The following is a 23,065-nucleotide window of genomic DNA, read 5'->3' as shown; positions in this document are numbered from 1 at the left end:
ACTGGGGCGCGATGATGAACTTTAGAGGCGCTCCTTGTTTGTTATAGCAACCGGTTCGCGATCGGGCGGTACGGGCATACACACCGCTAAAAGCCCAAATTCCCCGTGGTTAAATCCAGGGTGAGCCGTCCTCCGGCGGTGGGTATCGACACCTGCGAACCGCCGCGATTGATCACTGGGTTACCCGCCAGCCAAAAGCCCTGGGCGGCCTGCTCAACAACCTCGGCCCGCGACTGGTCGGTGACGGCCACAATATCGTCAAAGCTGTGCTGAGCTTTGACCTCTCCATCGGGCCCCATCACCACAAGGGCGTAGGAGCTAGCGACGTTGATCCATTCGTCCAGCAGAACTACGATGCCCCTGTCAGTTACCAGGCCCAGGCGGGGGCCGTAGCTGTGGGGTAGACGGCGCGCCCAAACCTGCTGGCAGCGATCGCCCATTGTTTCAAACAGGCTCGCTGTGGTGCGTCGAGCCCCTGTGGCATCTTGCTCCAGGGTCAATACCAGGTGGTAGGTACCCGCTGGCGACGACTCGTGGCGCAGCAGCGGTGGGTAGGGAATGGCATCTCGGCCCAGCATAGGCTGCGATTGCGACAGCAAATAGCGATTGGGCTGGGGCAGAGTGAGGGGAATAGGGGCGATCGCCAGCTGCCCCGACAAAATTCCGCCCATCAAGCCCCCCAGCACTACGACCTCCGGGGCTGCCGACCCAGGTACCCCGCCAGCAACGCCGCCGTTATAAAACTCATCGCCGGACCGTTGGGAATCGGACGCGGAGGCGCGGGGTCGACAAAGGCGGCTTCGGGCTGAAGCGCCAGATAGGTAACCGGAGGCAGAGCGTCTGGGGAGAGGATAGCGGGTGCGTCAGCCAGCAGGGGCGGCGTTTCTGGCTCTCTCGTTGGCATGCTGTCCGCGGCTAGCCCTGGGCTCGATCGAGTCAGGCGGCTGTCGCGGACAACCTCAATCTGGCGGTTGGTGAGGCGATCGAGGTTGGCACCATCGGGGGTAATGTCATCGAGAGTACTGGGCGAATTGCGAAAACCGCCGTCGGTCATCAGGTTATTTGCGCCCCCGGCCCCAAAGCCCTCGTGGGTGAGGCCCAGGTTGTGGCCAATTTCGTGGGCGATGGTATCGAGGCGGCCAACGCCGTTGTTGAAGGCTAAAATATCGTCATCGATGACAATACCGTTCTGGTCAATCCAGCCCAGGCCCAGAGTGTCAGCCCCCTCCAGGGGAAAGATGCTCTCCACAAACCACATGCTGATGGGGCCAGAGGTGCGGGTTGATAAGGGGTTGCGGCCAAAGGCTCCGGCCCCGCCCGCAAAAGACAGCTCCGCAAATTCGTCTTGACTATCAATGGTGAGAAAGCGGCTGGCGTTGAGCCGGTTGGGGGCCAAAAAGCTTACGTCGAGGTTGGCCTGGGCCCAAATTTTGCGAGTGGCTTCTTCAAAGGTGGCCAAGTCGGCGCAGAATAGGCCAAAGTCGTCGCATACCTGAATGGGCTGAATGTTGACAAACCGGGTTGGGCCGCTGCTGCCCCCGCCCTCACCCGTGCACGATACCAGTGCCGCCGAGAGACCGCAAACCAGTAAAAACCGAGGCTGAAAGGGAAAGTTGACCATCGGGTGCAGGGTAAATAGCTCGGGTTAGGCAATACGTTCAGACCACCATACCCTGAGCAACCGTAGAATCAGGGAGGTCAACCAAAAATTTTCTGTAAAATTCCCTTTTTCTGACGTTGGCCCAGCACCAAATGTTGCAGCATTTGCCCTTGCCACAGGGGCAACGGCTCGCCGGCCTGCTGTAATTGACCCACCTGAGCCAAGTCCGAGGCGGCTTCGGCCCCACCCCCGGTCAGCCAGCGGGCGATGGGGTGATCCCACCCCTGCAGAAATTCGTCGAGCATCACCCGGTGACTGTCGTCGATGGGAAAGGGAGTGGCGCTGGTGTCGGCCTGGGTAGTTTCGTGCAGGCCTTTGCGGGGTTTGGTCTTAGCCGTTAGGGCCTTGGCGGTGAGCGATCGCCAGGTTTCACTCAGCAAGGGCGGCAGCACCGCCAGACTCGATGCCTCAGCCAGGTCGCTGGCCAGGGCAGCCATATCGCGATCGCCGATTTCGTCGCCGTAGCGGGCAAAGTCGGCCAGCAGCGGCTGCAGCAGCTCGCGATCGAGCACCGTAGACAACCCTGCCACCGCCGATCTATCGATGGTGGGGCCGCTGGCGGTGGACAGGTGGGCCACCGCCGCAGTCAAATCCTTCTGGCTCTCAACACTGAGGCAAAACCAGACGCGATCGCTCAGGGTCTGCCGCACCTGCTGCTTGGCCTCGTCCAGCTTTAGCGGTGGAGCCGCTGCCACCGGGGGTTTGCTGAGAACTGGAGGCGAGCTGACAGGGGGCGGCGCGGGTTGGGAGGGTTGAACAGGCAAGCTGTCTACCGCCGCAGGCTGAACCGGCAGCGCTTCAACTTGCGCCGCTAAAAAGGCCGCTTTTTTGGTCTGTCCCGATTTTTTTTGCACCACCTCAGGTGGCAGTGGTGCTGGAATTTGAGCCGCAGGCTGAACCGGCAGCGCTTCAACTTGCGCTGCTAAAAAGGCCGCTTTTTTGGTCTGTTCCGATTTTTTTTGCACCACTTCAGGTGGCGGCGGTGCTGGGGTTTGAGCTGCCAGCAGAGCCTCATTCTCAGCTTCTAACGCGCTTAGCCGCGCGTCCTTTTGGGCCAGCAGAGCCTCCTGTTCAGCTAGGAGGGCTTCGGCCTCAAGCAGCCGCTGGGTTAGCTGCTGTAGCTCTACCGCCGCCGCCCCGGCTCGCACCAGGTTGCCGTAGTGGGGCTCGCTGAGGTCTATGGGTTTGGCCGACTCGCCAGGGGGATAGAGCCACCCCTGGGGGTCGCCCCGCTTGACCACCAGCCGCTGGCCCTCGGGGTTGCTGATCGTCAAAATATCAAGACCTGCGACCGTAGTGGTAGTCGCGGTGTAGCGGCGGTTGCTGTAGGTAAAGTCAACCTCGGTTGCAGGAGCCGCAGCCGGGGGCACTGCCGTCGGTTCAGCAGGCATCGGCCCAGAAAGGGCCGGTTCAGCAGGTGCCGTGACGGGGAGATGGGCCGCCTCGCCCAATTGAGTTTGGCCCGAGCCAGAGCCCTGCACTGGCTCCGGGATAGGGGCCGCGATCGCCCCGGCGAGATCGATAGCCGAACTGGGGTACAACTCTGGTTCGGCCTCTTCTCGCAGCGGTGCGGGTTGGTAAGCCGGCGTTGCCCCCCCAACCGAGAGCTTGGGTAACGATGGCCCAGCCAGACGAGCGGGCACCGCAGACGATGTCGGGCCTGCCTTGGCCCCTGCCGCCAGCCGCACTCCCACGAGCTCTAGTTCGACGCTGGTGGTGCCCTGCCACTCGTTTTGCTTCAGCTTGTAGGCCACATCAAGGTGATCGGGTAGGGGGTAATACTCGCCCCAGCGCCAGGCGATCGCCTTGATCGTTGTACTGCCGCCTGCATCGCCCAGCACCAGCTTGAGGTGGTCGCGGTTGCGGCCCACGGTCTGCTGCTCCAGCACCCGCAGGTCCGGCGTCCAAAACACCGGATCGGGGTTCTCAATGCCGCAGGGGTGCAGGTGATCGATCTGGTCAAACAAGCCCTGCTCAATATCCTTCAGCTGGGCCTGGGCGTCAATTTTGACCAGGGGCTTGAGCAGATCGACCGAGAGTGTTTGGCAGGCGTAGTGCGACAGCCGCGTGGTCACCTGACGCAGCCGGTTGGCCAAAAACGAAAAACCTCCCGCCGCCCGATGGCCGCCAAACTTTTCCATCAGGTCGTGGCAGCTCTGCAGGGCGGCAAACACGTCAAACTCAGGAATGCCCCGCGCCGAACCGCGAATGATTTTGTGGTCGTCGTCTTCGTAGGTGCCAATGAAGACGGGCACGCCGTAGCGCTCCACCAGCCGCGAAGCCACAATGCCAATTACGCCGTGGTGCCAGCCGGGTTGCACCACCACCAGCACGCGATCGCGCTCAATATCCACCGTGCCCAGCGCCCGCTGCTGCTCACACCAGGCGATCGCCTCCTGCTCAATGCTTTGGCACAGGTCCTGGCGGGTGCCGTTGATCTGCTCGCACTGCATCGCCCGCTCCAGGGCCACCCCCACATCGTCGGTGGTGAGCAAATCAATCACAATCTGCGGATCACTGATCCGACCCACCGCGTTGATGCGCGGCCCCAGGCGAAAGCCAATGTGCTCTGGCTTCAGGGGCTTGCTCTGGTCGGCCAGCCCCGCCACCTGAATCAGCGCCTGAATGCCAAACAGGCGCGATCGGGGCAGCAGCCCCAGCCCCCGCCGCACCCAGCGCCGATTGACCCCCGTCAGTGGAGCCAAATCGGCAATGGTGCCCAGGGTAAACAGCTCCAGCAGTGGCCCGGTTAAATCCTGCGTGCGACCCAGCGCCTGCGCCAGACACACCGCCAGAATGTAGGCCACCCCCACCCCCGCCACGCCTCTATAGGGTGAGGTTTCGGGCAACAGCTTGGGGTTTAGAATGGCGTTTGCCGGAGGAATTTCGGGAGGAATGTCGTGGTGGTCGGTAATAATCACCGCCAGGCCCAGCTCGCGGGCTCGGGCGATCGGGGCCACCGCCGCAATGCCGTTGTCCACCGTCAGAATAATGCCGACGCCCTCGGCATAGCAGTCTTCCACGATGCGGGTGTTGATGCCGTAGCCCTCGGCCATACGGCTGGGGATGGTGTAGCTGACCTGCGCTCCCAGCGCTCGTAGCGCCCGCAGCAGTAGGGCCGTGCTAGTCATGCCGTCGGCGTCGTAGTCACCACAGATGGCGATCGCCTGCTGAGTGTTGATCGCCTCCACCAGCAGCTCCAAACTCGCTGTCAAATCTGGAAATTCCGCCAGGGGCGAGGGCAGCTGCTGCCGCTCGGGGTCCAGAAAATCCGTCGCTTGGGCTGGAGTGGTAATGCCCCGATTGATCAAAACCTGGGTGAGCAGCGGCGAAAGCCCGGTAACCTGAGCCAGGGACGCAGCCAAGGGTGTATTTGCAAGCGCTACCTGCCACCGCTGGCGCGGCAGACCAGTTGTAGCAGCTATAGGAGCGGTTGGAGGGACTGTAGCAGACTCAGTCACAGGTCGGGGACGCTAGATCATGTGAACTTATCATAGCTGGAGATGCTGGTTTGAGTTAACTAAGACCAGACTCAACAGGGGTTAGAGAGCCTGGTCGAAGCCTCGGCTATCCACCGCCGCCCCATAGCAACGCGCTTGCAATACCCCTGGGCTTAAAGGCTATGTATACGACAGTGTCTGTCCTCCGCTATCTCGATTAGTCGATGCGCGTGCGAGCGACACTAATCCCGGAACATCGAACAATAGTTCCGGACGTACAATTAGCGACGACAGCTAAACCGTTACTCGACAAGATAAATCGGGATGGCGGGATTCGAACCCACGGCCCCTTCGTCCCGAACGAAAGGCTTACCGCTGGTTCTACAGCGGTGTTAGGGCTTAGACGGCTTGCAAGGGCTTAGAGCGGGCTTAGAAACGGATTACTGGCACGTTATTGGCACGGCTAGTAAACCGATGAAAGTATCTTTTTATACTCTAGACAACCGCTTACGGATACGCTTTAGCTATCAGGGAACACGGTATCACTTTGCTTTAGGGCTTGATGACAACGAGTTAGGACGTTTGAAAGCGCGTGAAATTTCAAGCCAGATTGAAAAGGATTGTCTCTTTGATAATTTTGATAGCACTTTAGAGTGCTATAAATTCAATCTAAAACCCGTTGAAAAGAAGCTTAGAAAATCAGGGAAAGATTACCCGTTTAATCCTAAGCGAATGCCTTTCACAACTAATCAGGTTAAAAGCTTGCTAACAGCTTTAGAGGATAGCCACTATCACGATTTCTACCACTTTTCATTTTTAAGCGGTTTAAGAATGTCTGAATTGATAGGGCTTACGTTTAATCGTGTTGGGGATACAACCATAACAGTTGACAGGGCTTTAGCAAGATCTAAAACGGGCAACTCTTGCGGAAAGAGTCGCTACTTCAAGGAAACGAAAAACCATCAAAAGCGAGAAATACTGATCACGCCTAAAATGCGGGAAATCATTTCTAGACAATCTGGCAACGGTGATCAACTGATTTTTAGAAGCCCTAAGGGTTTACCTGTGAATGATAGAACACTGCTTTCAAGGGTTTTCTATCCGCTTCAAAACGATTTAGGAATAACACCTTTAAGGTGCCATTATGCCATTAGGCACACTGTAGCCACTAAGATGCTAGAGAGCGGTGTATCAGCTAATCATTGCGCGTTTTGGTTAGGCCATAGCGTTGAAGTCTTTTTGAGTAGTTACGTTTATGCTCAACTACCAAAAGAGTTTTCAGACCTTTTCTAGCCACTTGTAAGCGGCTAAAGTAGCTTTAGTAGCTTTCAATTAATTTTATCGATTTAACCAGCTTTATTCGAAAATTAGTAAAGCTGGTTTTTTACTTATCGGTTATCAATGGCTTCTGCAATGCGTCTATAGGCTGCATCAATTGATTCAGAAATATGGCCCAAACGAATTTCAACACTACTGTCAAAGCAATGATCAATACTCTTTTCAATTTCGTACAAACGGCTTTTAATTTGTTCAAGCGCTTTCACTTGTTTTAACTGCCCCTTGTAGTTGAGCATTGCGCTAGCAATATCTATCATTTGCTCAGTGGTTAAATTTATCCCATCTGGCAGATCGAGATTAAGCATATCAGCGGTTCTAAGGCAGCTTTCAAATGCTTTATAAACTTCTAAATCTTTTTCTTGTGGTGAAATCTCTGGACTTTGGTAAAGATTTCCATCAAGAAGTTCATCAAAAATATTACTCATCGGTTTGTCACCCCTTCAAACGGCTTACAAACCACTAAAGTTACTTTAGAAGCTTGGAAAGGGCTTATAAGTTATTTTGAGTTTTATATATTTGTGAGCAGTTGTAAGGATCGAATAATTCATCGTTTTAGAGTTATTAAGCGATTTATAAGTCGATTGAAAACCCCTTGAACCACTTCCAAAGGTTCAAGGGGTTAACCAGGTTCCAAAGTAGCTTTAGTCGATAGAATCCCTTACAACACCTCCCGCGTTTAAGATTTCCTTTTCAGTAGGCGGGGTGAGAGTAAAGCGCTTACCATCTTTATGCGGGGTTACTGTGATAAATTGCACTATGTCAGGATCTTTCAGCAGATAGTTACAGAAGGTTGTTGCACCCATAGACGTTTTACCGTCATCTTTGAAAATCTGAAAAAGCTCTAGTAACTGTTTGCCAGATAGCCAACCACGCTTTTTAATCAAACTGAAATCAGAACCCGATTCAGTCAAGCGATCTTGAAATAGGTTTGCTTGCTCGGTATCGTTGATCCAATGGGCTAACTCTGAAATGAATTTCAATTTGTCATTGTGCTGATAAATATATTCAACCCGGTTTTTGACAATCTCAGGACTATCAGCCATGCTGTTAACAATTGAAAGCGCTTCTCTCAGCGATATCTCTGTGATCAGGTTGTAAATCGCTGAACATTCACTCTGAACTTTTTCGAGTAAATTAATATCCTTCTCTCCATCCTTAACCCTTCCGTAAGTTTTCAGTGGAATGAGTTTACGTTCATTAACTTTTGAAAATCCATCTTTGAACTGATCAATCCGATCGTTAGTCAGGAAAATCTGTGTTGCCTGAATTTTGACAGTTTTCTTATCTTGATAAAGCTTTTTAACTTCTACCTCAGAACCTTGAGCAATTGCGCTAACTGTTCTAGAAATGATTCGATCTTTGAAGTCTTCAAGTTTGATTTCATCCAAACAGATAACAGACTTGCCAACCAATTGAAAAAGTGAATTTCTATCCTCATAGGTTGCAAACCCCTGAAAACCCATATAACATTGTTCACCCATTAGATGATTGATAATTTTCAGAAAGTTGCTTTTACCGCTATTAGTTTGACCAGTGATACAAAAAGCCACTTGCTGTTTTGTTTTTAGCGGATCACTGTTTGGAGCAATGGCTATCCTTAAAGCGGCTAGAACAAAGCGCCTAAGCTTTGTGTCACCCTTATGGAAAAGTTCGATAGCCTTATCGAAGTTTGGCGCTAAAGTAGCTTTAGTATCGTAATCAAACGGATAGATGAAAGTACGGTTTTCAGCTTTGACAAAGTGATTAGGATGAAAAACGCCTTGAGAATCTAACAAGCCATTTTGAAACAATTCACCCGATCTCAAATCAGGTGGTAGTTTGGGTAAATTGGCTACAACTTGTGAGATCACGTATTCAGGCTTAAAGCGTTTTGTCCACTGCTCACGCAAAATGGTGTGCTCATAATCGTTCCAAAATTCTGTAGGAACAATAACTCCGTTTGAAATTTGATGATTGGATTCAAAGGGTTGCCAGTATTTACCAGACCATTTCCTAAAAGTTTTGTCACTGTCCAAACGCCATTTTTGAGACAGGAAAGCGGTTTGAACAACGGTTTGAATTGACTCGCAAGGGGTTACATACTCATCAGGTAAAGACTGCGATTGGTTGAAATTGGCAAAGCGTTGAAGATCTTCTACTTTGTAAGCAGTGTTCAGAAGCCTATCAAAACCCTCTCTACCGTATTGAGCGATAAAGTCATCAACACCTAATTTTCCGCGTTCCATCCAGTATTTACCGGGCTGTGATGGTAGGTAAAGTAGCTTTACTATTGCTCCTTTGTGCCAGAGATGTGAAATAAGCCCGTAAGCCGCTTTCATAACCGTCGGTTTTTGCTTGATATCAGAGTCATAGACAAGCGTTACTTCACGATTTTTGAGTGTGATCCAATCGTAAATGTTGAAAAGCGATTCTGAGTATTTACGCTTTTCTTGAGAATTGGCACGGTTCAAACGTTCTGAAAATTCTTCAGGGCTTTCAGAAGTAAGATCAAGGTGTTCTTCAAGATCCGCGTCAATAAAATCTTGATCGTTTAGAAGGGCTTGAGTAATTTGTAAGCGCTTCTCAAGGCGTTCTAGCGCTTGTAGCTCATGCCAAACAGCCATATCCTCATCAGACATACCTTTCCTATAACCACTAAGTCTGATCGATTCATGGTGTGCAGTGTCACAGCGCTCTCTAAGGTCTGTCAGGGCTTTCAATTCATGTTCACGTATCTGAACACATTTCCACGAATTGACACCCCCAAAGCCGATACAGTCATAACCTAGGTTAGAAATGGCTAGAACGCCTTTTTCGCCATCTGGATGAATGATAAGCGGCTTGTTGATGTTGCCTAAAACGCTTTTAGCGTTTTCACCATGTAAAGCGACTATACCGCCAAAGTAAACATCGTTACCGCTTTTACGAGTTGAAAGGTATTTAGCCTTATAAATATCTTTGTCAGCTACTCTAGAGCGGATCTTAATCTGCTTAGGAGGGATATCGATTAGATGTTGAGCGGGTATCGATGGGTAATATCCTCCTTCTGTTTTAGGATCGGGATATCTAAACGCTAGTAAATCGCTTGAGAAGGTTTGACCGTAAATGTCATAAGCCGTTTCAGGATGTAGCGAGCCTACCAAGCCTCTAAGGTTAAGATTGGGAAATTCTGATTTGAGAAAATCAGCGTGAAGCGGGTTAAGCGGTGTATTGTCTAGAATGCCGTGTAAAGTACCGTGACCGCTTATAGGGGCTTGATATTCACCATAAGCATTGATGGAGATTGCAAACTTTGTAGAACCGATTTCAAACGGGCTTTTAATGACTTCGGGTTGTGGCCAAGTTTCGTTAGGAAGCATTATCAATCTTTCCCTATTTTGGATGACAATTTGTTGAGATTGCGGTATCATTTAGATGGATGATACCGGGTTAAATAAACGCAATATTTAACCTTTCAAATCTCTAACGCCTTCCCTAGCGTTGGAGATTTTTTTTATCGCTCTAAAGTAGCTTTAGTTGGCTTTCGATACGCTATAAGCGTTTTCAGAGATTAGAAAACGCTCTAGGGCAAAAGCAAAAGCGGCTGAACGGCTAGGAAAATTTTCAGAAGCGTAATCATCGAATTTTTCAGCAAGATTTTCGGGCAAGCTGACAGTGATCGGCTTACATTTTGAGCGCTGATATTTGTAAGTAGCCATTTCAAACCCCTAAAAAACTGCTAGCACATAGATTTTGGTTTGTCAATTAATAACTGAAAAGGTGTTTAATTGACTCTCAATCTTTTGTGTATATAAACATCATAACATCCTGATTAAATTTTGTGAGCTTTGGAGCTGACCCATTTGAAATTACTTGAAAGCGCTGAAAAACTTGCTGGATAAGCTTTTCAGCGTTTTTAATTTTAATTGTTTTTGTGTTTATTAGAGTTTCTATGGTTTTCAGCACAACCATAGATTTAATATAAAAGCCGATAAAAATAGGGCGATAAATGGCCGAAAGTGTTGCTGTCAGCGGCTTGTAAGCCTGTAGGGGGTAAACGGGGTAAATCGAGACATTTTTTATCTTAAAGACCATTTTTTATATTATTCCTATCTTATTTTTCTCTTATCTTTCACGCGCGAAAAGCTAATAAGAAAATAGTAAATAGATAATATAAAATTGGTTCTTTAAGGTTTTTTTTAATCCGATTTACCCCGTTTACCCCCGTACATTTGTACCAAGCCGTAGAACCCAAACCTTGGCCCAAAAAATTGCCGTGCTCAAGTTGTCACCCGGTAGAGAGCCGCTTGTAAGCCTCTCACAATGGCTTGTAAGCCGCTCTAACCCTTGAACGCCCTACCACACCTGAAAGCCGCTAAAGTCGCTCTAGAGCCATGCAAAGCGGCTTTCAAGCGACTTTAGAGCCGCTTGCTAGTGAGTGATAAGCATTTCAGCCATCTACACGGCTTCACAATCCTCAAGCCGCTCTCAATCCCCTTACAAGCGGCTCTCACCCTTGAACGGTCTACGACACCTGAAAGCCGCTAAAGTCGCTTACAAGCTGCTATCAATGGGGTGAGAGGCTATATAGCGGCTCTCTACCTGGTAGCTATTCTCAAGCCGCTCTCAAGTCAAAAGCCGCTTTAGTCGCCAGATAGCGTTTTCTGGATTTGTCAAGCGTTTTTAAGCTACTTTATCAAATCTTTACAATCATGCGAACTGTCACAATCAACTGGCACAATTGAAAGCCTGTAAAGTGGCTTTAGTCCAATTTCAAATTTTTGGACTAAATTAAAAATTTCGATCAAGCGTTGGTAGGGCTTTCAAGCCGTTTGAATAGTTGTCTGTTTGGCAAACAGTCTGAAAGCCGTTTTGAAAAACTGAGATTTTTCGATTTGAGATTTTCTAAAGGTACTCTGATACCTTTCGAGCAAAGTTTAAGCGAATTTTTACGGTTTGAGATTTATCAAAAGCTGTGTGAAAACCTTCTAAAGTCGCTTTAGTGGGATTGAGAGTAATGGAAAGCCGCTAGATAGCTGTTTTCTAGATCATTCACCTATCTCTACCGGCAAAACAAGATCCCACCTCTTGATAATTTTCTTTATTTCTTCTCGCAATTGATTTGTAAAATATTTTTTTGATTCTAATTCCAGTGCCTCAACCTCTTTCTCCAAAGATTTTATACGTATAGCAAATCTTTCTTCAAATTCCTTAGTCAATTTTGCAATTCCTTCTTCGTCTCTATCTTCAAAGCCAATATACTCCTCTAGTATTTCCAAATACTCGTCGTAGTGCGTCAATTTCATACCAGTAGGGCCATTTTCATCTAATTCATCGCGATTAGTATGTGTTTTTTCGTAGATATCCTTATTTAATTCTTCGACTTTTCTGGCTACTTCTTCAGCTTTATTTCTAAGCCTTCCTCTGGTTGTTGGTGAAAGGTCTGGCTCTAATAGCTCAAGATAATCTGAAGATAAAAGAATATCTTTATAACTAATATCACCAGCATTAATTTTTTTATTCCAAAATTTTATGATTCGAGTAAGATTCTCTTGATTTTTTCTCTTTACCTCTTGTTCCTGATTCAGTTTAATTTCCAAAAGTTTCATTTTTTTAGCGTTTTTGCCTCTAATTTCTTCAATTTCTTTTTCGTGTGTACTCTTGACCTTGCCAAGCTCTAAAGCTTGTTTCAAGCTGTTTTTGGCTTGAATTTCTTGCAGCTCAATATCGTGTTTTCTTTTAGTATTATCAAGCTCTTTAGTGAGTTCTCTGTTTTCCTTGGCAAGCTTTTCAGCCGATTCTCTATTTTTCGCATGGATTCGTGACTGAGAAAAATTTGTAATAAGCGCGGCAACTCTTGCGCCGACACTAAAAGCGCTAATTAATGGAATTTGATCTGCTAACCATGTAGATTGCATAGGTGCATTGCTAGGTTGTTGCGTTGTTACTTGCGTTGAAGTTGTAGCGATTAGTGAGATATAGCTAGCTTCTTTCACTTTCCAACCAGCCTCCACTGATATTCCAACTCACGAATTTTTTGGCGAATCAACTTTTTGATCTTGTGACTTTCGGCACTGTGATTTAGCGCCAAAACCATTTCCTCTCTATCTTCACCGTTTATACGTGCCATTAACTGACTAAATTTGACTGGACCTAAATTCTCCTGAGTTATAGCTTCTTTGTAGATAAACTTATCTTTAAGATAGTTATGCCCAATCTGGATAAGTTTGTGTTTAAGCTCTCTGTAATGTTCTCTTTCCTCTAAACTAAACGAATCATAAATATATCCAAAATCCGAAAAATCGGATAAATCCATGACACTATTTGATTTGTTATCTAATATTGAGCGGACACCATTAATAATTGCTATGTTCCTCTCTTGAAGCCTTTTTTTGTTTTCTAACTTCCAAGTTACATAGGGTGTAATCATTGGTGAAAGCAGACCCACCAATACACCAGTAGCAACAGCGGGTAATAACGGAATAAGGATTGCTGTCCAGTCAAGCCCTGTAGGCGTAGCTGGCGTTACAGGCGTTTGAGAGGGTGTAGAAGCCGTTGCCACGTATAAAGCCGAATTGGTGCTGTGCATAGGTCTAACCGTTTCACTGTGCTCACTCCTGCCAATTATGGCTTTCACGCTGAGAAACGGCTAGATAACCGCTCTAAAGTTACTTTAGTGGCTAGGATAACCACAACGGCTTAACCCCGTTGTCGCTTCTTAGCCCCCTTAAAGGGCTTACCGTGGTTTGAAGTCTTCCCACCGTCAAACATTAGGTGAATAGTATCAGCGATACAAAGCCCTATGAACCATAGTTGAACCGGAAACATTCTCCACATCGTAAGCATGTATTCACGGTTTATGAACCGCTCTAGCCAGGGTGCATAGCTTAAGCCATAGACAATGCCCCAAAAATATAGAACCCTTAAAGACGTTCCCACGATTAAACCGTGCGATAGCCAGCTCCTATGGGGTATCGCTAGCCCATAAGGCAACCAAAAGAGGCTTAATAGCCCCCATCGTCTTAAAGCTGTAACCTTATAGCTACTATCACCCTTCCAAGCATTTTCAGCCAGATCGAGATCTGGTGAGAGCATCAAGCCGCTAAAAATTCCTGTAGCGACTATCGACACATCAAGCCAATGAAACACGCCTAAGTAATTGAGTAGAACACCGCTTGCAAACGTGAATAAACTTGCATTGAAAACCGCTTGATCGTGAGTTTTACCGCTAGCCATGATTTGAAAACTTCTAAAGTTACTTTAGGTAATAAAAAACCGTTCCCAAAGATTGAGAACGGCTAAGGGTTCATAACGGCTTAAGAGTTCCAAGCTAACCCGTTTGCTCTTATCTCGATTTGTGATGAACAATGACTCTTTACAAACCCCTTGATACTTTTAGTTGATTGATCAAGTAAAACGCCTTTCTCCTGATTAGACCGTACCCACCGTTTATTCTGTTGCAACTCTTGAAAGGTTATAAACCCATGTTTGCTTACAATCTTCAAAAGCTGCTCTTTAGCGTGTTCAATGTCTTCAAGTTTTGCAGGGGTTGTAAAATCGTTCTGATGGGTAAACCTAGGATCTTCACTGATCCCAAAAAAGCTGTAAAGCGGTGTAGTAGCGATATCGCATCCTAAAGCTTTGATAAGGTTTTCTTCATGTTCAGAGTATTCAACCTCATGGCCACCGTGAACGTGATTTGATAAAGCTAACCTATCAGCCTTATATTGCAGGTGCATAAACAAACCACTTAAAAGGATGACAACTAACCCAACGCTTTTAGGGAGTCCAGCAAGGTTAACGGCTGCAATGGCTAGCAATATTCCCCCAATAAAGAAAGCGCTATAAGGGGTTTTGAAGACGATTTCATTGGCTCTAATTTTTCTCAAGTGGCTTTCAATAGTCAACATGCTTTTATCCCTTCTAAAGTTACTTTAGTCCTGACCAACCTTGTTCTTCATGTAAAGGTTGAAATCTTCGGGTAAACCCGTATCCAACATTTCAGCCCTTAGCCCTGTAAAACTGTTTTCATCTAAACAGTGAAAGATAGCTTTAACACACCAAGGAATACCGTAAGTGGTTAGGACGATTCCAAGCAGATTCATAAAGTTGATATCGCGTGGACTCATTGCAGTTAGGAAAAGGTTCCAAGACGTATTGAGCGGCGGAAAAGTACAGAAAATGGCAAAGAGCATATCAACTAAAAAAGCCCAAGCCGCTCGATAGCGGTGTTTTAGCAGAATACGGGTATCTACCTTACTTTCTTGCTTGATATCTCGATCAAGATCGCTAGTCCTATAAATTCCCTTTCTACAACGGTTCATCTTATCGAGATTTTCAACCATCGATTCATGCCCACGACTGGCAAGTGTGGGTTGGTTTTCTAGCCATTGAACATAGAGAAAAATTGTTTCAACGATGAGTAAAAAGAGAACAAAAAGCAAACCGGGTGTAAGCGCTGGCAATTGGCTTTTAAGCCAGGTTGGGATGACGATCGCAATGTTCCAATAAAGAGCGGCAAAAATAACCGCTATTAGAAGCGGAACAAGAATGAAAATTTTGACAAACTTAAAAAGCTTTTCCATGATCCTATAGCCCCATAATTTTGTTGTAATCAGGGTGGCTCTTAAACCCTTCAGGGTTGAAAGCAGTTTCAGCCACTACTCCGCCTGTAACAATCCCTGTCATGCCGTAAACGTCACAAACTGCTGAACCATCTATAAGTGTTAAACCCGTTACAGGGTCGCTTACGCTACCGTTAGCAAGTGCTACATACCTATTAGTCTGTCTGTCAGCTACCAACAGACAACCCCGTTCAAAGCGTTCTAAGGCTATAGGGGCTTGATCGGCTATAGATTGGTTTGTTACCTGCTTGAGCAATACTTCGCGATCGCTAGCGGTTCTCTGTTCTTTAATCATTTCAGAGGTTTCACGCGCATCAATATTTGGATTTACAATCGCATAAACAGCAATAAATGTACCCATAAGCGCTAGACCGATTAAGCCGTAATGATATGGCTCAATCTTCGATAATGTTTTGGATTTTGTCGAAAACATGAAACTTTCTCCCAATTAAAATTAACGTGACAAGCGTTGAAATTATGGCAAGAGTTAGAGAGCCGTAAAAAATGAAACCGTGATTTGTACTCTCTAAAGTAGCTTTAGTGGTTTGCTCAGTTAGAAAGCTTTCAGGCAGTCTAGGTCTTTCAATGGGTTTGGTAGTTTCATCAGCCGTTCCCATTACTTCTCTATCAGGCGCATCTCTGCTAAATAGCTGATCAGCCGCGATATGAACTCCATCGGTTTTACAGAGTCCATAGCTTTCAAGCGTTGACGAATAGTTATCAGGTATCCGATCGCCTGTTTCTGAGTACATTTCAAGCCCGTAAACGCTAGTAATGATTTGATTGCTATCAGCGCTAACATGACTTGAAAGCTGCTCACAAGCGGGTAGATATGGCCAGCCTTTACCCGCAGGTGATCTAAATTGTTCCATCGGAATTTGACTGGCCATAACGTTTAACTCCTTTCAATTCTTGAACTGCTTTCGATCGCTTGAGGTTTTGCAATTATGTAGGTAATGCCAGATGTGACGATAAGCAATGAACAAAGCCAATAAGTGTATAACCATTTCTTATTCATCTACAGCACCAATAAGACGATTACCCACCATAGAAAGCTGTTCGATATCATTGTCAGAATCGATATATTCTCCCAAGAGCGATCGGCATTCAATGAGAAAAAATTGATCGTCCTTACCCTCCCCTTGTGAAATTTGATATTTGCTCAAAACATTTGAAAGCATTTTGCGATCGACTTGCCCGCTCAAAAGTGGCTGTAAAACTTCACGATCAAAATCACTGTAAAACAGTTCACGATCTTGTAAGTGAGTTTTAAGGGCTTGAACAATTTCGCTGTTTACTTGTTCCGAGCCGTTTTGAAGCTGTTTTAGAAACGGCTGAATGCCTTCTAAAGTAACTTTAGTCATTTCACTATTAACGGCTTTAGAGGTAGAACGGGTTTTCTTTTCAGAACTGCGATCGTTAAGGTCAACCATTGTTTTTAATCCTTTCTAAGGGTTTGAAATTGCTTGAAATCGGCTATCACATTAACCTTTGTCTGTCAACTCTCCTGATTCAATTAATTCTTGAACGTGTTGAACTGACTTTTTGATAGATCCGTTTCTAAGCATCGATTCTAAGAACCGGACAACTTGATTAAATTCATACCCTCTATAGCTTCCACGTTGCCCTGTAGGCCACCGTTTAATCTTTAAGGCATCAAGCCAGGTATAGAAGGTAGAGCGTGTTACTGGCTTTTCTCGATGGGTCACAATTTGATGGATGCCAGAAATTTCTATGTAGAAATCTCTAGCGGTTATAAATGCATCATTGGGTTTTAATTTGAACCCTTCATTTGACACTTGAAAACTCCTTTAACGCTGTTATCAACCATTATAAATTGACTCTATTTTGAGTGTCAATTTATATAGTTAAAGCTGATAAAATAGGATTTTTATTTGTTAATAAATGCCTAAAAAGTAGCTTTCCAGTTGCTAAGAAGCCATTTTCAGAGATTCAAAAATTATCAATTAGATTCAATTGGATTCAATTAGATTCAATAGCCCTGAAAGCCGCATTCTAGCGTCTAATAATCGCGCTAAAGTTGTTAAAAATGCCTAAAAAGTGCCTAAAATTGCCTAAAAATGCCTACACAGATGTCTATAAAATGCCTAATTTTAGACATTTTTTGGTATTTGTAGGCTACTTTTAGGCGTTTTATTGTTAAATTAAAAGCCAATAAAAACGCTTTTTAGGCGCTGGAAAGTGGCTCAAAAAGCGTTTTTAGGCATAGCAACGGCTTGAAAATTTCTAGCTGCTTTCTAGCTGCTTTCAAGCATTCAAAACCCACTTATACAAATGGTATAATTAATAATGTATAACCCTCTATTATACCATTAGAAATAAGGATTTCAAGCCAATGCAAACCGTTGAAAAAATAGCAATCGATTCATCGCCTAAAGCTACTTTAGAGAGTCTTCAAAGCACGATCGCAGAAACTCAAGAAAAAATTTCAAGCCTTCAAAGCCGCTTGAAAAATTATGAGATTTCTGGGAATTACGCTTTGATTCAAAGTGAGAATATCCCCGTTGAACTTTCAACACTTAAAAGCGCCTTAGATTACTATCAAGCTCAGTTGCCTATTGTTCAAGCCAAGGTTGATGAATTTGAGAAACTTGAAAAACGTGATAAAGCGCTTATGACGCTTCAAAGTGCTGAAAGCCGTTTGCAAGATCTGACAAGCCAATACAACGACGCTAGAGAGCAATTGATAAGCGCTTCAAAGCAGCTTAATAGTCTCGATCGACAGTTAAGCGGCTCTATAGCGACTGTTAGGGATTCCAATTTTGGCAGTATCTACCCGATTTCTAATGAATTTTTAGGGGCTGAAGAAATACCCCTAATCAGCTTGAAAACGCTCGAAAACATTCCACAGGTTTTCTTCCATCAAGAGCGGCGTTAAAGCAACTTTAGCAACCCCAATCGGCTTCAACAGTTCAACCCTTCAAAGGTACTAAAAATGGATACCAAGCAATATCAAGCTTTGCAAGACCAAATCAATACAATCTCGAAAGCGATTCAAAATCTTGACCGTAAAAGCCCTGACCCTAGCGATCGTCTACCGACTTTTGAGGAAATTGTTACTGAAGATAATTTTATGAACGGGCTAAGGAAAGGTACAGCGGTTTTTGATGTTGCCAGTAATGAAGGCGAATCTCAAACGTTTGAAAGCCTTATTGAACAATCAGGGCTGTAAAGCCGTTGTGTGATTTTACTGAGGTGACAGAACCGTTAGAAAAATTTTGAGAATTTCAAATGGCTAACTATTTTGAAAGTGGCAATAACGATCGCTATGATGTCATCTATCCACCATTACCAAATGGTGTAGAGCTTGAGAAGTATTGTTTTAATTTTGATCTGATTGAAGAAATCGATCAAACGTTCTACATGGTAGAAGTGACCCCAGGATACGCCTTCAAAGTCTTCAAGCTCATTCCTTGCTCTATCATGCGTAAACAAACTACACCGCTAGGTTATCAACTTTACAGGATGAGTATGGGCAGATATAGCCACGATCGATACCTCTCAGATCTAGAAAAGTTTGAAAGAGAGCCAAACGGGTTTCTAAAACCTGTAGAGCAAATGGAGGATTTAGAGCCGCTTGAAAACGATGGTTACGAGTTTACGCCTGAAGAATTGCAAGCCTTAGAAAAAATTAAAGAACGGAAAGAGCGTGAACATGAAAAATTTATTTTAGATGCTCTCTTGGAAGCAGCACTAGAAGTAAAAGCGGAAAGAGTACAGCAAAGCCGCTAAAGTTGCTTTAGCATTCCAAGGCAATAAAAAACCGCTCTTAAGCTTTTAATCACTTTAGAGCGGTTTTCAATACTGAGGTTTAACCGTTAGAAATAGGATTTCAAACTATTAACATTATACCCTATCAAATAAAGTTAATTTAGTAATGAGGTTTTCAAGCCGTGCCAGATACTAGAAAAGCTTCCAAAATGGAAATGTCTTCAGTTCTTAGAGAGACGTTTGATGTTGATAATGCAATGGTCGAGAATTTTCCTCTCTACAGCATGTTAGAAACTGAAGGTATTAAGATCTGTTTGGCACATTTGAACGGGCTTTCATTTTCTAAAATCGCTGAATATTTGAATGTTGATAGAAGGCAAATCCCTAGGGTTATCAATTCACCTATGGGCCAAGCGTTTTGTGCTCACATACAGAAAGAGTTAGTAGCTAACGCTAAGCATAGGCTCTATAAAAATCTAGACACCGCTTTGAATGTTATTGAGCAAATTCTAAATTCTAAAAGCGCTCTAAACAGTGACAAGCTCAAAGCCGCTATGTTTTTGCTTGATAAGGCATTACCAACAATTGAAACTCAAAAAGAACTTGAACTATCCAGTGATCCTGATTACCAGGTGTTAGAGAGCGATCGAATCAACTTGCTCATAGATAAGCTTTCAAGCCTTGTGACTAATCAAACCGGCTTAAGCGGCAATGATGTGGGCATCTTTCAAGACATCGAAAGCACTCGAAAGCTTTTGAACGGCTAAAGTAACTTTAGCCGTTCCCTAGGTATTTATGCTTATTGTAAAGCTGCCGGGCTAGCCTATATGGTTAGCCCGGTAATTCGTTTTTGGCACGCTTCAGAACCTTGAGAGCCTGAAACGTAATCGGGATGGCGGGATTCGAACCCACGGCCCCTTCGTCCCGAACGAAGTTCAGAAAATCTTCTAATCCCTTCTGTCCCTCGATTATAGCGGTTCTCAATAAACCGTCCTACCAATTTCCTACCGCAATCTGCTCAAAAAGGTGCTCGATAATGGGGATGAACAAGCAAAAGCAGACAGTTCTTTCGGGAGCAATCCCGAAAGCTGGTTACAGGATCGCAGCGCGTGTCGGTAAGCTATCTACTGATTTACAGAACTGGCTGCTAGGGCTTGCACCATTTCCAGCGGTACCTGTTCAGCCCGAATCAATGACAGGTTTGCCTTCAGGCTGGTGACCTCCCCAGCACGGATCGCGAAGAACTCGCCGACCTGTTGGTTGGCCAGCTTGCTGGTCACGTCTGTCTTGGCTTCGCTGAGCATTGGCTTCAGCTTGTTGAGGGCGGTGTTTTCCTTTACCTTGCCGACAAACCAGGACGAGATTTGATCTCTACACTTGTAGTCTAGGTCGCCGGGGCTTTGGGTAGCGAGCAAAATACCCAGCCCGGCGGAGCGGGCTCGCTTCAACAGGCTTTCCATCGGCTCTTTAGTCGATGGTTTACCCTGGGCAGGCAGGTACAGATCGGCCTCATCAAACAACACCACCGCCTGGAGCTGGCCCGAGGGATGCTGCTGGGCATAGCGGTTGAGGTTGAGCAAAAACTGAGATACCCAAAACAGGATGCTGGCGTTGTCTCCTAGGCTGCCCAGGTTGATCACCGATAGCCGAGTTTTCTGGGGGTGAGATGAGGCCAACAGCTGCTCCGTGGAGAGTTGTTCGCACTGAGGATTGAAGAGGTGCCCGGCCATCAGGCTTAGGGTCTGAAGGTCTTCCGCCAGCTTTTTGCAGTGCTTCGGGTCTAACACCCCAATCGCATTCACCAGTAGTGGATCCTGCTCGGCGATGAATGAAATCAGCCGATCAATGCTCAGGGGATTATCGGTCTGGAGGGTGCTGAGCACGGCGATCGCTTGCCCCAGAACCGCCATCCGGGTTTTATCCAACCCCGCCGACTTATAGCCCATGATGCCGCCTAGAGCGGCGGCGCAGTAGTTGGCCATTTGCTGCCGCTCAGCGCTGGGCAGTTGCCCTAGGCCCGGCGGGGTGATGGCAATGCTCAGTGGTCGCCCGGCGTCGCCCAGGGTGCCAGGGGTGTAGACCGCGACATCGATATGGTCGCGCAGCAGTTGCCGGTAGGCCATCAGCCGAGGATTGTCGGTAGGCTGTTCCCACGCCTCGGGATTGGCATAGCTGCATAGATCGCCTTTGCGATCAAGCAAAATGGCAGGAACGCCCCGCAGCAGCAGTTGTTCGATCAAGGTCAGAGCCAGGGTGGTTTTGCCGCTGCCCGAGCCCCCTAGGAACGCGGCGTGGCGCACCAGCGCTTCTGGGGGCAGGTCAACCGGGGTCGGCACTGTGGTGCGAGTTTGGCCCAAGGGAATGGCTGATGCTGGCTCAGGTAGAGTTGGTTCAGCCTCAAGGGCGGGAATTGGCTTGGGCGCGTCTTTAGGAGCATTATCCCCAGGCTTTGTGGCTGGCGGCTGGGGCGTTGGTTGGGTCGGCTGAGGCTGGCTACTGGACGCAGAACTGGCGGTAAGCTTCAGGTTGGCCAAATCCAAGATGCGCTGGAGCGAGGGCAATTGCGACAGGGGTTTCTCGGCCTGGAGCCAGGCGGGGTACTCGGGGCGATCGCCGTACTGCTGCTCGAAGCTCTGAATCGCCAGCATTGTGCGCCAGTCAGAATCGGCCACCTGGGCGCGACGGCCTCCCTGACTGAGAAACTCACCGATCTGCTGGGCGATTTTTGTTCGAGGATTGCTAGGGAATTCAGTGGTGCGTAGGGCGACGGGGATGCGATCGCCAGCGTTTTGCTGAAGCTCCCGAATTTGTTTGGCTAGAGCACCACCCTTTGAAGACTTCTGACATAAACCCAGCCGTAAAGATTCCCTAGAGTTATTTGGCTCCAGGTGCAGATCTGCGGTCATGTACTCCCCATCGATCTGGGTAGTGAAGTGGCAACCATGGCCTAGTTCTTGCCCACAGCGCTCGATGCTGTTGCCAATGAGGTGAAGTAGGTCGCGATCATCGTCGGGAGGCTCAAAGCTCCCCGCCAGGTGATCATTCCAATGTTGACTCAGCTCATAGTCTGGCGAAGGCGGCGGATCAATTTTGGGTGGTGGCTCAGTAATATCTATGTCGGGTAATTGTCCTGTGGTGATGCTTTTTTCTCGCTGACGGCGACACCATTCCAAGACATCGCGAGTTGTCTGACCCGCTAGCGTCTCAGCGATAGAGTCAGGGAAGGGATATAACGCCTCCTCACTGTTGACCGATATTTCTGCCAATTCGTAAAGATTTTGCAGTCGCCGCGAGAGAATTTGCCTGACTTCATCTTCTGAACGCCGGGCACTAAGGCTTACGGGGGTTGGATCTAGCTCTAGGCGATCAAGATGGGATTTTGGCAGGTGTTGTTTCAGCAGATCGTAAAAGCTCTCTAGGCAGGAGAGCACGACGATGACGTTGGGAATCTCAGCTAGCGTAACAATAGTCTGAACAGCTCGCCGGAAACGCTGCCCAGCTTCATCCATACTGTGAATATCTTCAAGCTGGTCTAGGCAAACCACAAAGGCCCCGCCGGTAACCGCTTGAATCAACAAGGCAAAAGACCGTAGCATCCGCAGGGGATCATCATCGTGATCGCGACCAACTACCCCACCTAAAACTCTACTGTCGTAGGGGGTTAAGGGTTCGCACCGCAGTAATTTAAGGACTTTAGCGCTGATAGCAGGCTGGCCGGGTTGCAGGTATAGCAGCGCCCGAATAACGTCGATATCAACCCCATTAAACTGTGGCAGGGCAATCACACGATCGGCGATTGGGTAGATTAAATCGATTAGCTCTTCCTGGGATAGATCGTCTTCTTTCAGGAGAGCAAGTTCATTAGGCGTAACGACACCTGAGCTTTCGGCTAAGGCACTAGAAAACTCAATCAGTCCAGTTTTTGGCCCAAAGGGTTCGTAGTAAGGCTTATCGAAAGAATCGATGGTGTTTCTCAGGACATACCGAGCATAGTTCGACACCGCAGAGGTCATCTGCATGTAGCTAAAGAAGCCCTTCTGTTGTTCGTGGGTTTGATTGCGAAAAAACCGCATCAAATGAGTTTTACCTGCCCCCGACTCTCCCAATAGCAATAGGATGCGGCCTGAATCGCTAGCGGCAGAACTATCGGCTCGATTTAGCAGCTGCTCATAGGCTAAGCGAGCTTCTGGATGAATAGTGTCAACGTCATATAGGTCTGGCTGCCAGATTTGGTGCTGGTGGGTGACGGCATGAAAAACATCAAGCCCCTGGTGAGAACAAAAGGCGTCAAATCTCGGATCAGTAGTCATAGA

The 23,065-nt window shown here is 47.0% G+C and carries 21 protein-coding genes and 1 tRNA gene; 5 read left to right on the top strand and 17 right to left on the bottom strand.

The window, feature by feature from the left end; translation table 11 throughout:
- Positions 1–86: 86 nt before the first annotated feature.
- The 3 genes from IQ265_RS06600 to recJ form a co-directional block, all read right to left on the bottom strand.
- The gene (locus IQ265_RS06600) at positions 87–671 is read right to left on the bottom strand and encodes a hypothetical protein (protein ID WP_194051736.1); all 585 of its coding nucleotides are present in this window, start codon (positions 669–671) and stop codon (positions 87–89) included.
- A 14-nt stretch (positions 672–685) separates the two neighbouring features.
- Positions 686–1,621, bottom strand: a complete 936-nt coding sequence (locus IQ265_RS06595) for a hypothetical protein (RefSeq protein ID WP_194051734.1) — start codon at positions 1,619–1,621, stop codon at positions 686–688.
- A 77-nt stretch (positions 1,622–1,698) separates the two neighbouring features.
- A complete protein-coding gene (gene recJ / locus IQ265_RS30475; protein WP_228037639.1) occupies positions 1,699–5,025 on the bottom strand; it encodes a single-stranded-DNA-specific exonuclease RecJ in 3,327 nt (1,108 codons plus the stop codon).
- 549 nt (positions 5,026–5,574) lie between these two features.
- Here recJ and IQ265_RS06585 point away from each other — a divergent pair.
- Entirely contained in the window at positions 5,575–6,393 is an 819-nt protein-coding gene (locus IQ265_RS06585) for a tyrosine-type recombinase/integrase (RefSeq protein ID WP_194051731.1), read from the top strand.
- Positions 6,394–6,488: 95 nt separating this feature from the next.
- On the opposite strand, the gene IQ265_RS06580 is transcribed toward IQ265_RS06585, so the two are convergent.
- From IQ265_RS06580 to IQ265_RS06520, 12 genes are all read right to left on the bottom strand, one after another.
- On the bottom strand, positions 6,489–6,863 hold the full coding sequence (locus IQ265_RS06580; RefSeq protein WP_194051729.1) for a hypothetical protein: 375 nt from the start codon (positions 6,861–6,863) through the stop codon (positions 6,489–6,491).
- Positions 6,864–7,079: 216 nt separating this feature from the next.
- Positions 7,080–9,827 carry a DUF3854 domain-containing protein gene (locus tag IQ265_RS06575; protein ID WP_194051727.1) on the bottom strand — a complete coding sequence of 916 codons (2,748 nt, stop codon included), beginning with the start codon at positions 9,825–9,827 and terminating at the stop codon, positions 7,080–7,082.
- 102 nt (positions 9,828–9,929) lie between these two features.
- Positions 9,930–10,115 carry a ribbon-helix-helix domain-containing protein gene (locus IQ265_RS06570; RefSeq protein ID WP_194051725.1) on the bottom strand — a complete coding sequence of 62 codons (186 nt, stop codon included), beginning with the start codon at positions 10,113–10,115 and terminating at the stop codon, positions 9,930–9,932.
- 76 nt (positions 10,116–10,191) lie between these two features.
- Entirely contained in the window at positions 10,192–10,491 is a 300-nt protein-coding gene (locus IQ265_RS06565; protein WP_194051723.1) for a hypothetical protein, read from the bottom strand.
- A 953-nt stretch (positions 10,492–11,444) separates the two neighbouring features.
- The gene (locus tag IQ265_RS06560) at positions 11,445–12,410 is read right to left on the bottom strand and encodes a hypothetical protein (RefSeq protein WP_194051721.1); all 966 of its coding nucleotides are present in this window, start codon (positions 12,408–12,410) and stop codon (positions 11,445–11,447) included.
- Positions 12,389–12,985, bottom strand: coding sequence for a hypothetical protein (locus IQ265_RS06555; RefSeq protein WP_194051719.1), 597 nt, complete (start codon positions 12,983–12,985; stop codon positions 12,389–12,391). The genes IQ265_RS06560 and IQ265_RS06555 overlap by 22 nt, the downstream gene beginning before the upstream one ends.
- Positions 12,986–13,712: 727 nt before the next feature.
- On the bottom strand, positions 13,713–14,306 hold the full coding sequence (locus IQ265_RS06545; RefSeq protein ID WP_194051716.1) for a hypothetical protein: 594 nt from the start codon (positions 14,304–14,306) through the stop codon (positions 13,713–13,715).
- A 24-nt stretch (positions 14,307–14,330) separates the two neighbouring features.
- Entirely contained in the window at positions 14,331–14,981 is a 651-nt protein-coding gene (locus IQ265_RS06540) for a hypothetical protein (RefSeq protein WP_194051713.1), read from the bottom strand.
- A 4-nt stretch (positions 14,982–14,985) separates the two neighbouring features.
- Positions 14,986–15,453, bottom strand: a complete 468-nt coding sequence (locus tag IQ265_RS06535; RefSeq protein WP_194051711.1) for a hypothetical protein — start codon at positions 15,451–15,453, stop codon at positions 14,986–14,988.
- On the bottom strand, positions 15,416–15,910 hold the full coding sequence (locus tag IQ265_RS06530; protein WP_194051709.1) for a hypothetical protein: 495 nt from the start codon (positions 15,908–15,910) through the stop codon (positions 15,416–15,418). Before IQ265_RS06530 ends, IQ265_RS06535 begins: the two co-directional genes overlap by 38 nt.
- Before the next feature lie 120 nt (positions 15,911–16,030).
- A complete protein-coding gene (locus IQ265_RS06525) occupies positions 16,031–16,453 on the bottom strand; it encodes a hypothetical protein (RefSeq protein WP_194051707.1) in 423 nt (140 codons plus the stop codon).
- Positions 16,454–16,504: 51 nt separating this feature from the next.
- The gene (locus IQ265_RS06520; protein WP_194051705.1) at positions 16,505–16,819 is read right to left on the bottom strand and encodes a hypothetical protein; all 315 of its coding nucleotides are present in this window, start codon (positions 16,817–16,819) and stop codon (positions 16,505–16,507) included.
- 557 nt (positions 16,820–17,376) lie between these two features.
- On the opposite strand from IQ265_RS06520, the gene IQ265_RS06515 reads away from it, so the two are divergent.
- The 4 genes from IQ265_RS06515 (at position 17,377) to IQ265_RS06500 (ending at position 19,519) form a co-directional block, all read left to right on the top strand.
- Positions 17,377–17,919: a hypothetical protein gene (locus IQ265_RS06515; protein ID WP_194051703.1), complete on the top strand. Its 543-nt coding sequence runs from the start codon at positions 17,377–17,379 to the stop codon at positions 17,917–17,919.
- A gap of 57 nt (positions 17,920–17,976) precedes the next feature.
- The gene (locus tag IQ265_RS06510; protein WP_194051701.1) at positions 17,977–18,213 is read left to right on the top strand and encodes a hypothetical protein; all 237 of its coding nucleotides are present in this window, start codon (positions 17,977–17,979) and stop codon (positions 18,211–18,213) included.
- 59 nt (positions 18,214–18,272) lie between these two features.
- Positions 18,273–18,773 (top strand): hypothetical protein, encoded by a 501-nt coding sequence (locus IQ265_RS06505; protein WP_194051699.1) that lies wholly within the window; start codon positions 18,273–18,275, stop codon positions 18,771–18,773.
- A gap of 161 nt (positions 18,774–18,934) precedes the next feature.
- Positions 18,935–19,519: a hypothetical protein gene (locus IQ265_RS06500; RefSeq protein WP_194051697.1), complete on the top strand. Its 585-nt coding sequence runs from the start codon at positions 18,935–18,937 to the stop codon at positions 19,517–19,519.
- 120 nt (positions 19,520–19,639) lie between these two features.
- Here the strand turns inward: IQ265_RS06500 and IQ265_RS06495 are convergent.
- Positions 19,640–19,762, bottom strand: a tRNA-Ser gene (locus tag IQ265_RS06495).
- 114 nt (positions 19,763–19,876) lie between these two features.
- Positions 19,877–23,062: a DUF87 domain-containing protein gene (locus IQ265_RS06490; protein WP_194051695.1), complete on the bottom strand. Its 3,186-nt coding sequence runs from the start codon at positions 23,060–23,062 to the stop codon at positions 19,877–19,879.
- Positions 23,063–23,065: the final 3 nt, after the last annotated feature.

It is taken from the genome of Nodosilinea sp. LEGE 06152 (genome assembly GCF_015207525.1).
GTDB lineage: Bacteria > Cyanobacteriota > Cyanobacteriia > Phormidesmidales > Phormidesmidaceae > Nodosilinea.
The sequence above is the reverse complement of the archived record's forward strand: the minus strand, read 5'-3'. Positions and strand labels throughout refer to the sequence as shown.

Bases quoted from the DNA above. Each gene is read 5' to 3' on its own strand.
- IQ265_RS06585 (WP_194051731.1), top strand. From the start codon at position 5,575: ATGAAAGTATCTTTTTATACTCTAGACAACCGCTTACGGATACGCTTT.
- IQ265_RS06545 (WP_194051716.1), bottom strand. From the start codon at position 14,306: ATGTTGACTATTGAAAGCCACTTGAGAAAAATTAGAGCCAATGAAATC.
- IQ265_RS06580 (WP_194051729.1), bottom strand. From the start codon at position 6,863: ATGAGTAATATTTTTGATGAACTTCTTGATGGAAATCTTTACCAAAGT.
- IQ265_RS06490 (WP_194051695.1), bottom strand. From the start codon at position 23,062: ATGACTACTGATCCGAGATTTGACGCCTTTTGTTCTCACCAGGGGCTT.
- IQ265_RS06530 (WP_194051709.1), bottom strand. From the start codon at position 15,910: ATGGCCAGTCAAATTCCGATGGAACAATTTAGATCACCTGCGGGTAAA.
- IQ265_RS06565 (WP_194051723.1), bottom strand. From the start codon at position 10,491: ATGGTCTTTAAGATAAAAAATGTCTCGATTTACCCCGTTTACCCCCTA.
- IQ265_RS06575 (WP_194051727.1), bottom strand. From the start codon at position 9,827: ATGATACCGCAATCTCAACAAATTGTCATCCAAAATAGGGAAAGATTG.
- IQ265_RS06525 (WP_194051707.1), bottom strand. From the start codon at position 16,453: ATGGTTGACCTTAACGATCGCAGTTCTGAAAAGAAAACCCGTTCTACC.
- IQ265_RS06570 (WP_194051725.1), bottom strand. From the start codon at position 10,115: ATGGCTACTTACAAATATCAGCGCTCAAAATGTAAGCCGATCACTGTC.
- IQ265_RS06555 (WP_194051719.1), bottom strand. From the start codon at position 12,985: ATGCACAGCACCAATTCGGCTTTATACGTGGCAACGGCTTCTACACCC.
- IQ265_RS06505 (WP_194051699.1), top strand. From the start codon at position 18,273: ATGGCTAACTATTTTGAAAGTGGCAATAACGATCGCTATGATGTCATC.
- IQ265_RS06600 (WP_194051736.1), bottom strand. From the start codon at position 671: ATGGGCGGAATTTTGTCGGGGCAGCTGGCGATCGCCCCTATTCCCCTC.
- IQ265_RS06515 (WP_194051703.1), top strand. From the start codon at position 17,377: ATGCAAACCGTTGAAAAAATAGCAATCGATTCATCGCCTAAAGCTACT.
- IQ265_RS06510 (WP_194051701.1), top strand. From the start codon at position 17,977: ATGGATACCAAGCAATATCAAGCTTTGCAAGACCAAATCAATACAATC.
- IQ265_RS06540 (WP_194051713.1), bottom strand. From the start codon at position 14,981: ATGGAAAAGCTTTTTAAGTTTGTCAAAATTTTCATTCTTGTTCCGCTT.
- IQ265_RS06535 (WP_194051711.1), bottom strand. From the start codon at position 15,453: ATGTTTTCGACAAAATCCAAAACATTATCGAAGATTGAGCCATATCAT.
- IQ265_RS06595 (WP_194051734.1), bottom strand. From the start codon at position 1,621: ATGGTCAACTTTCCCTTTCAGCCTCGGTTTTTACTGGTTTGCGGTCTC.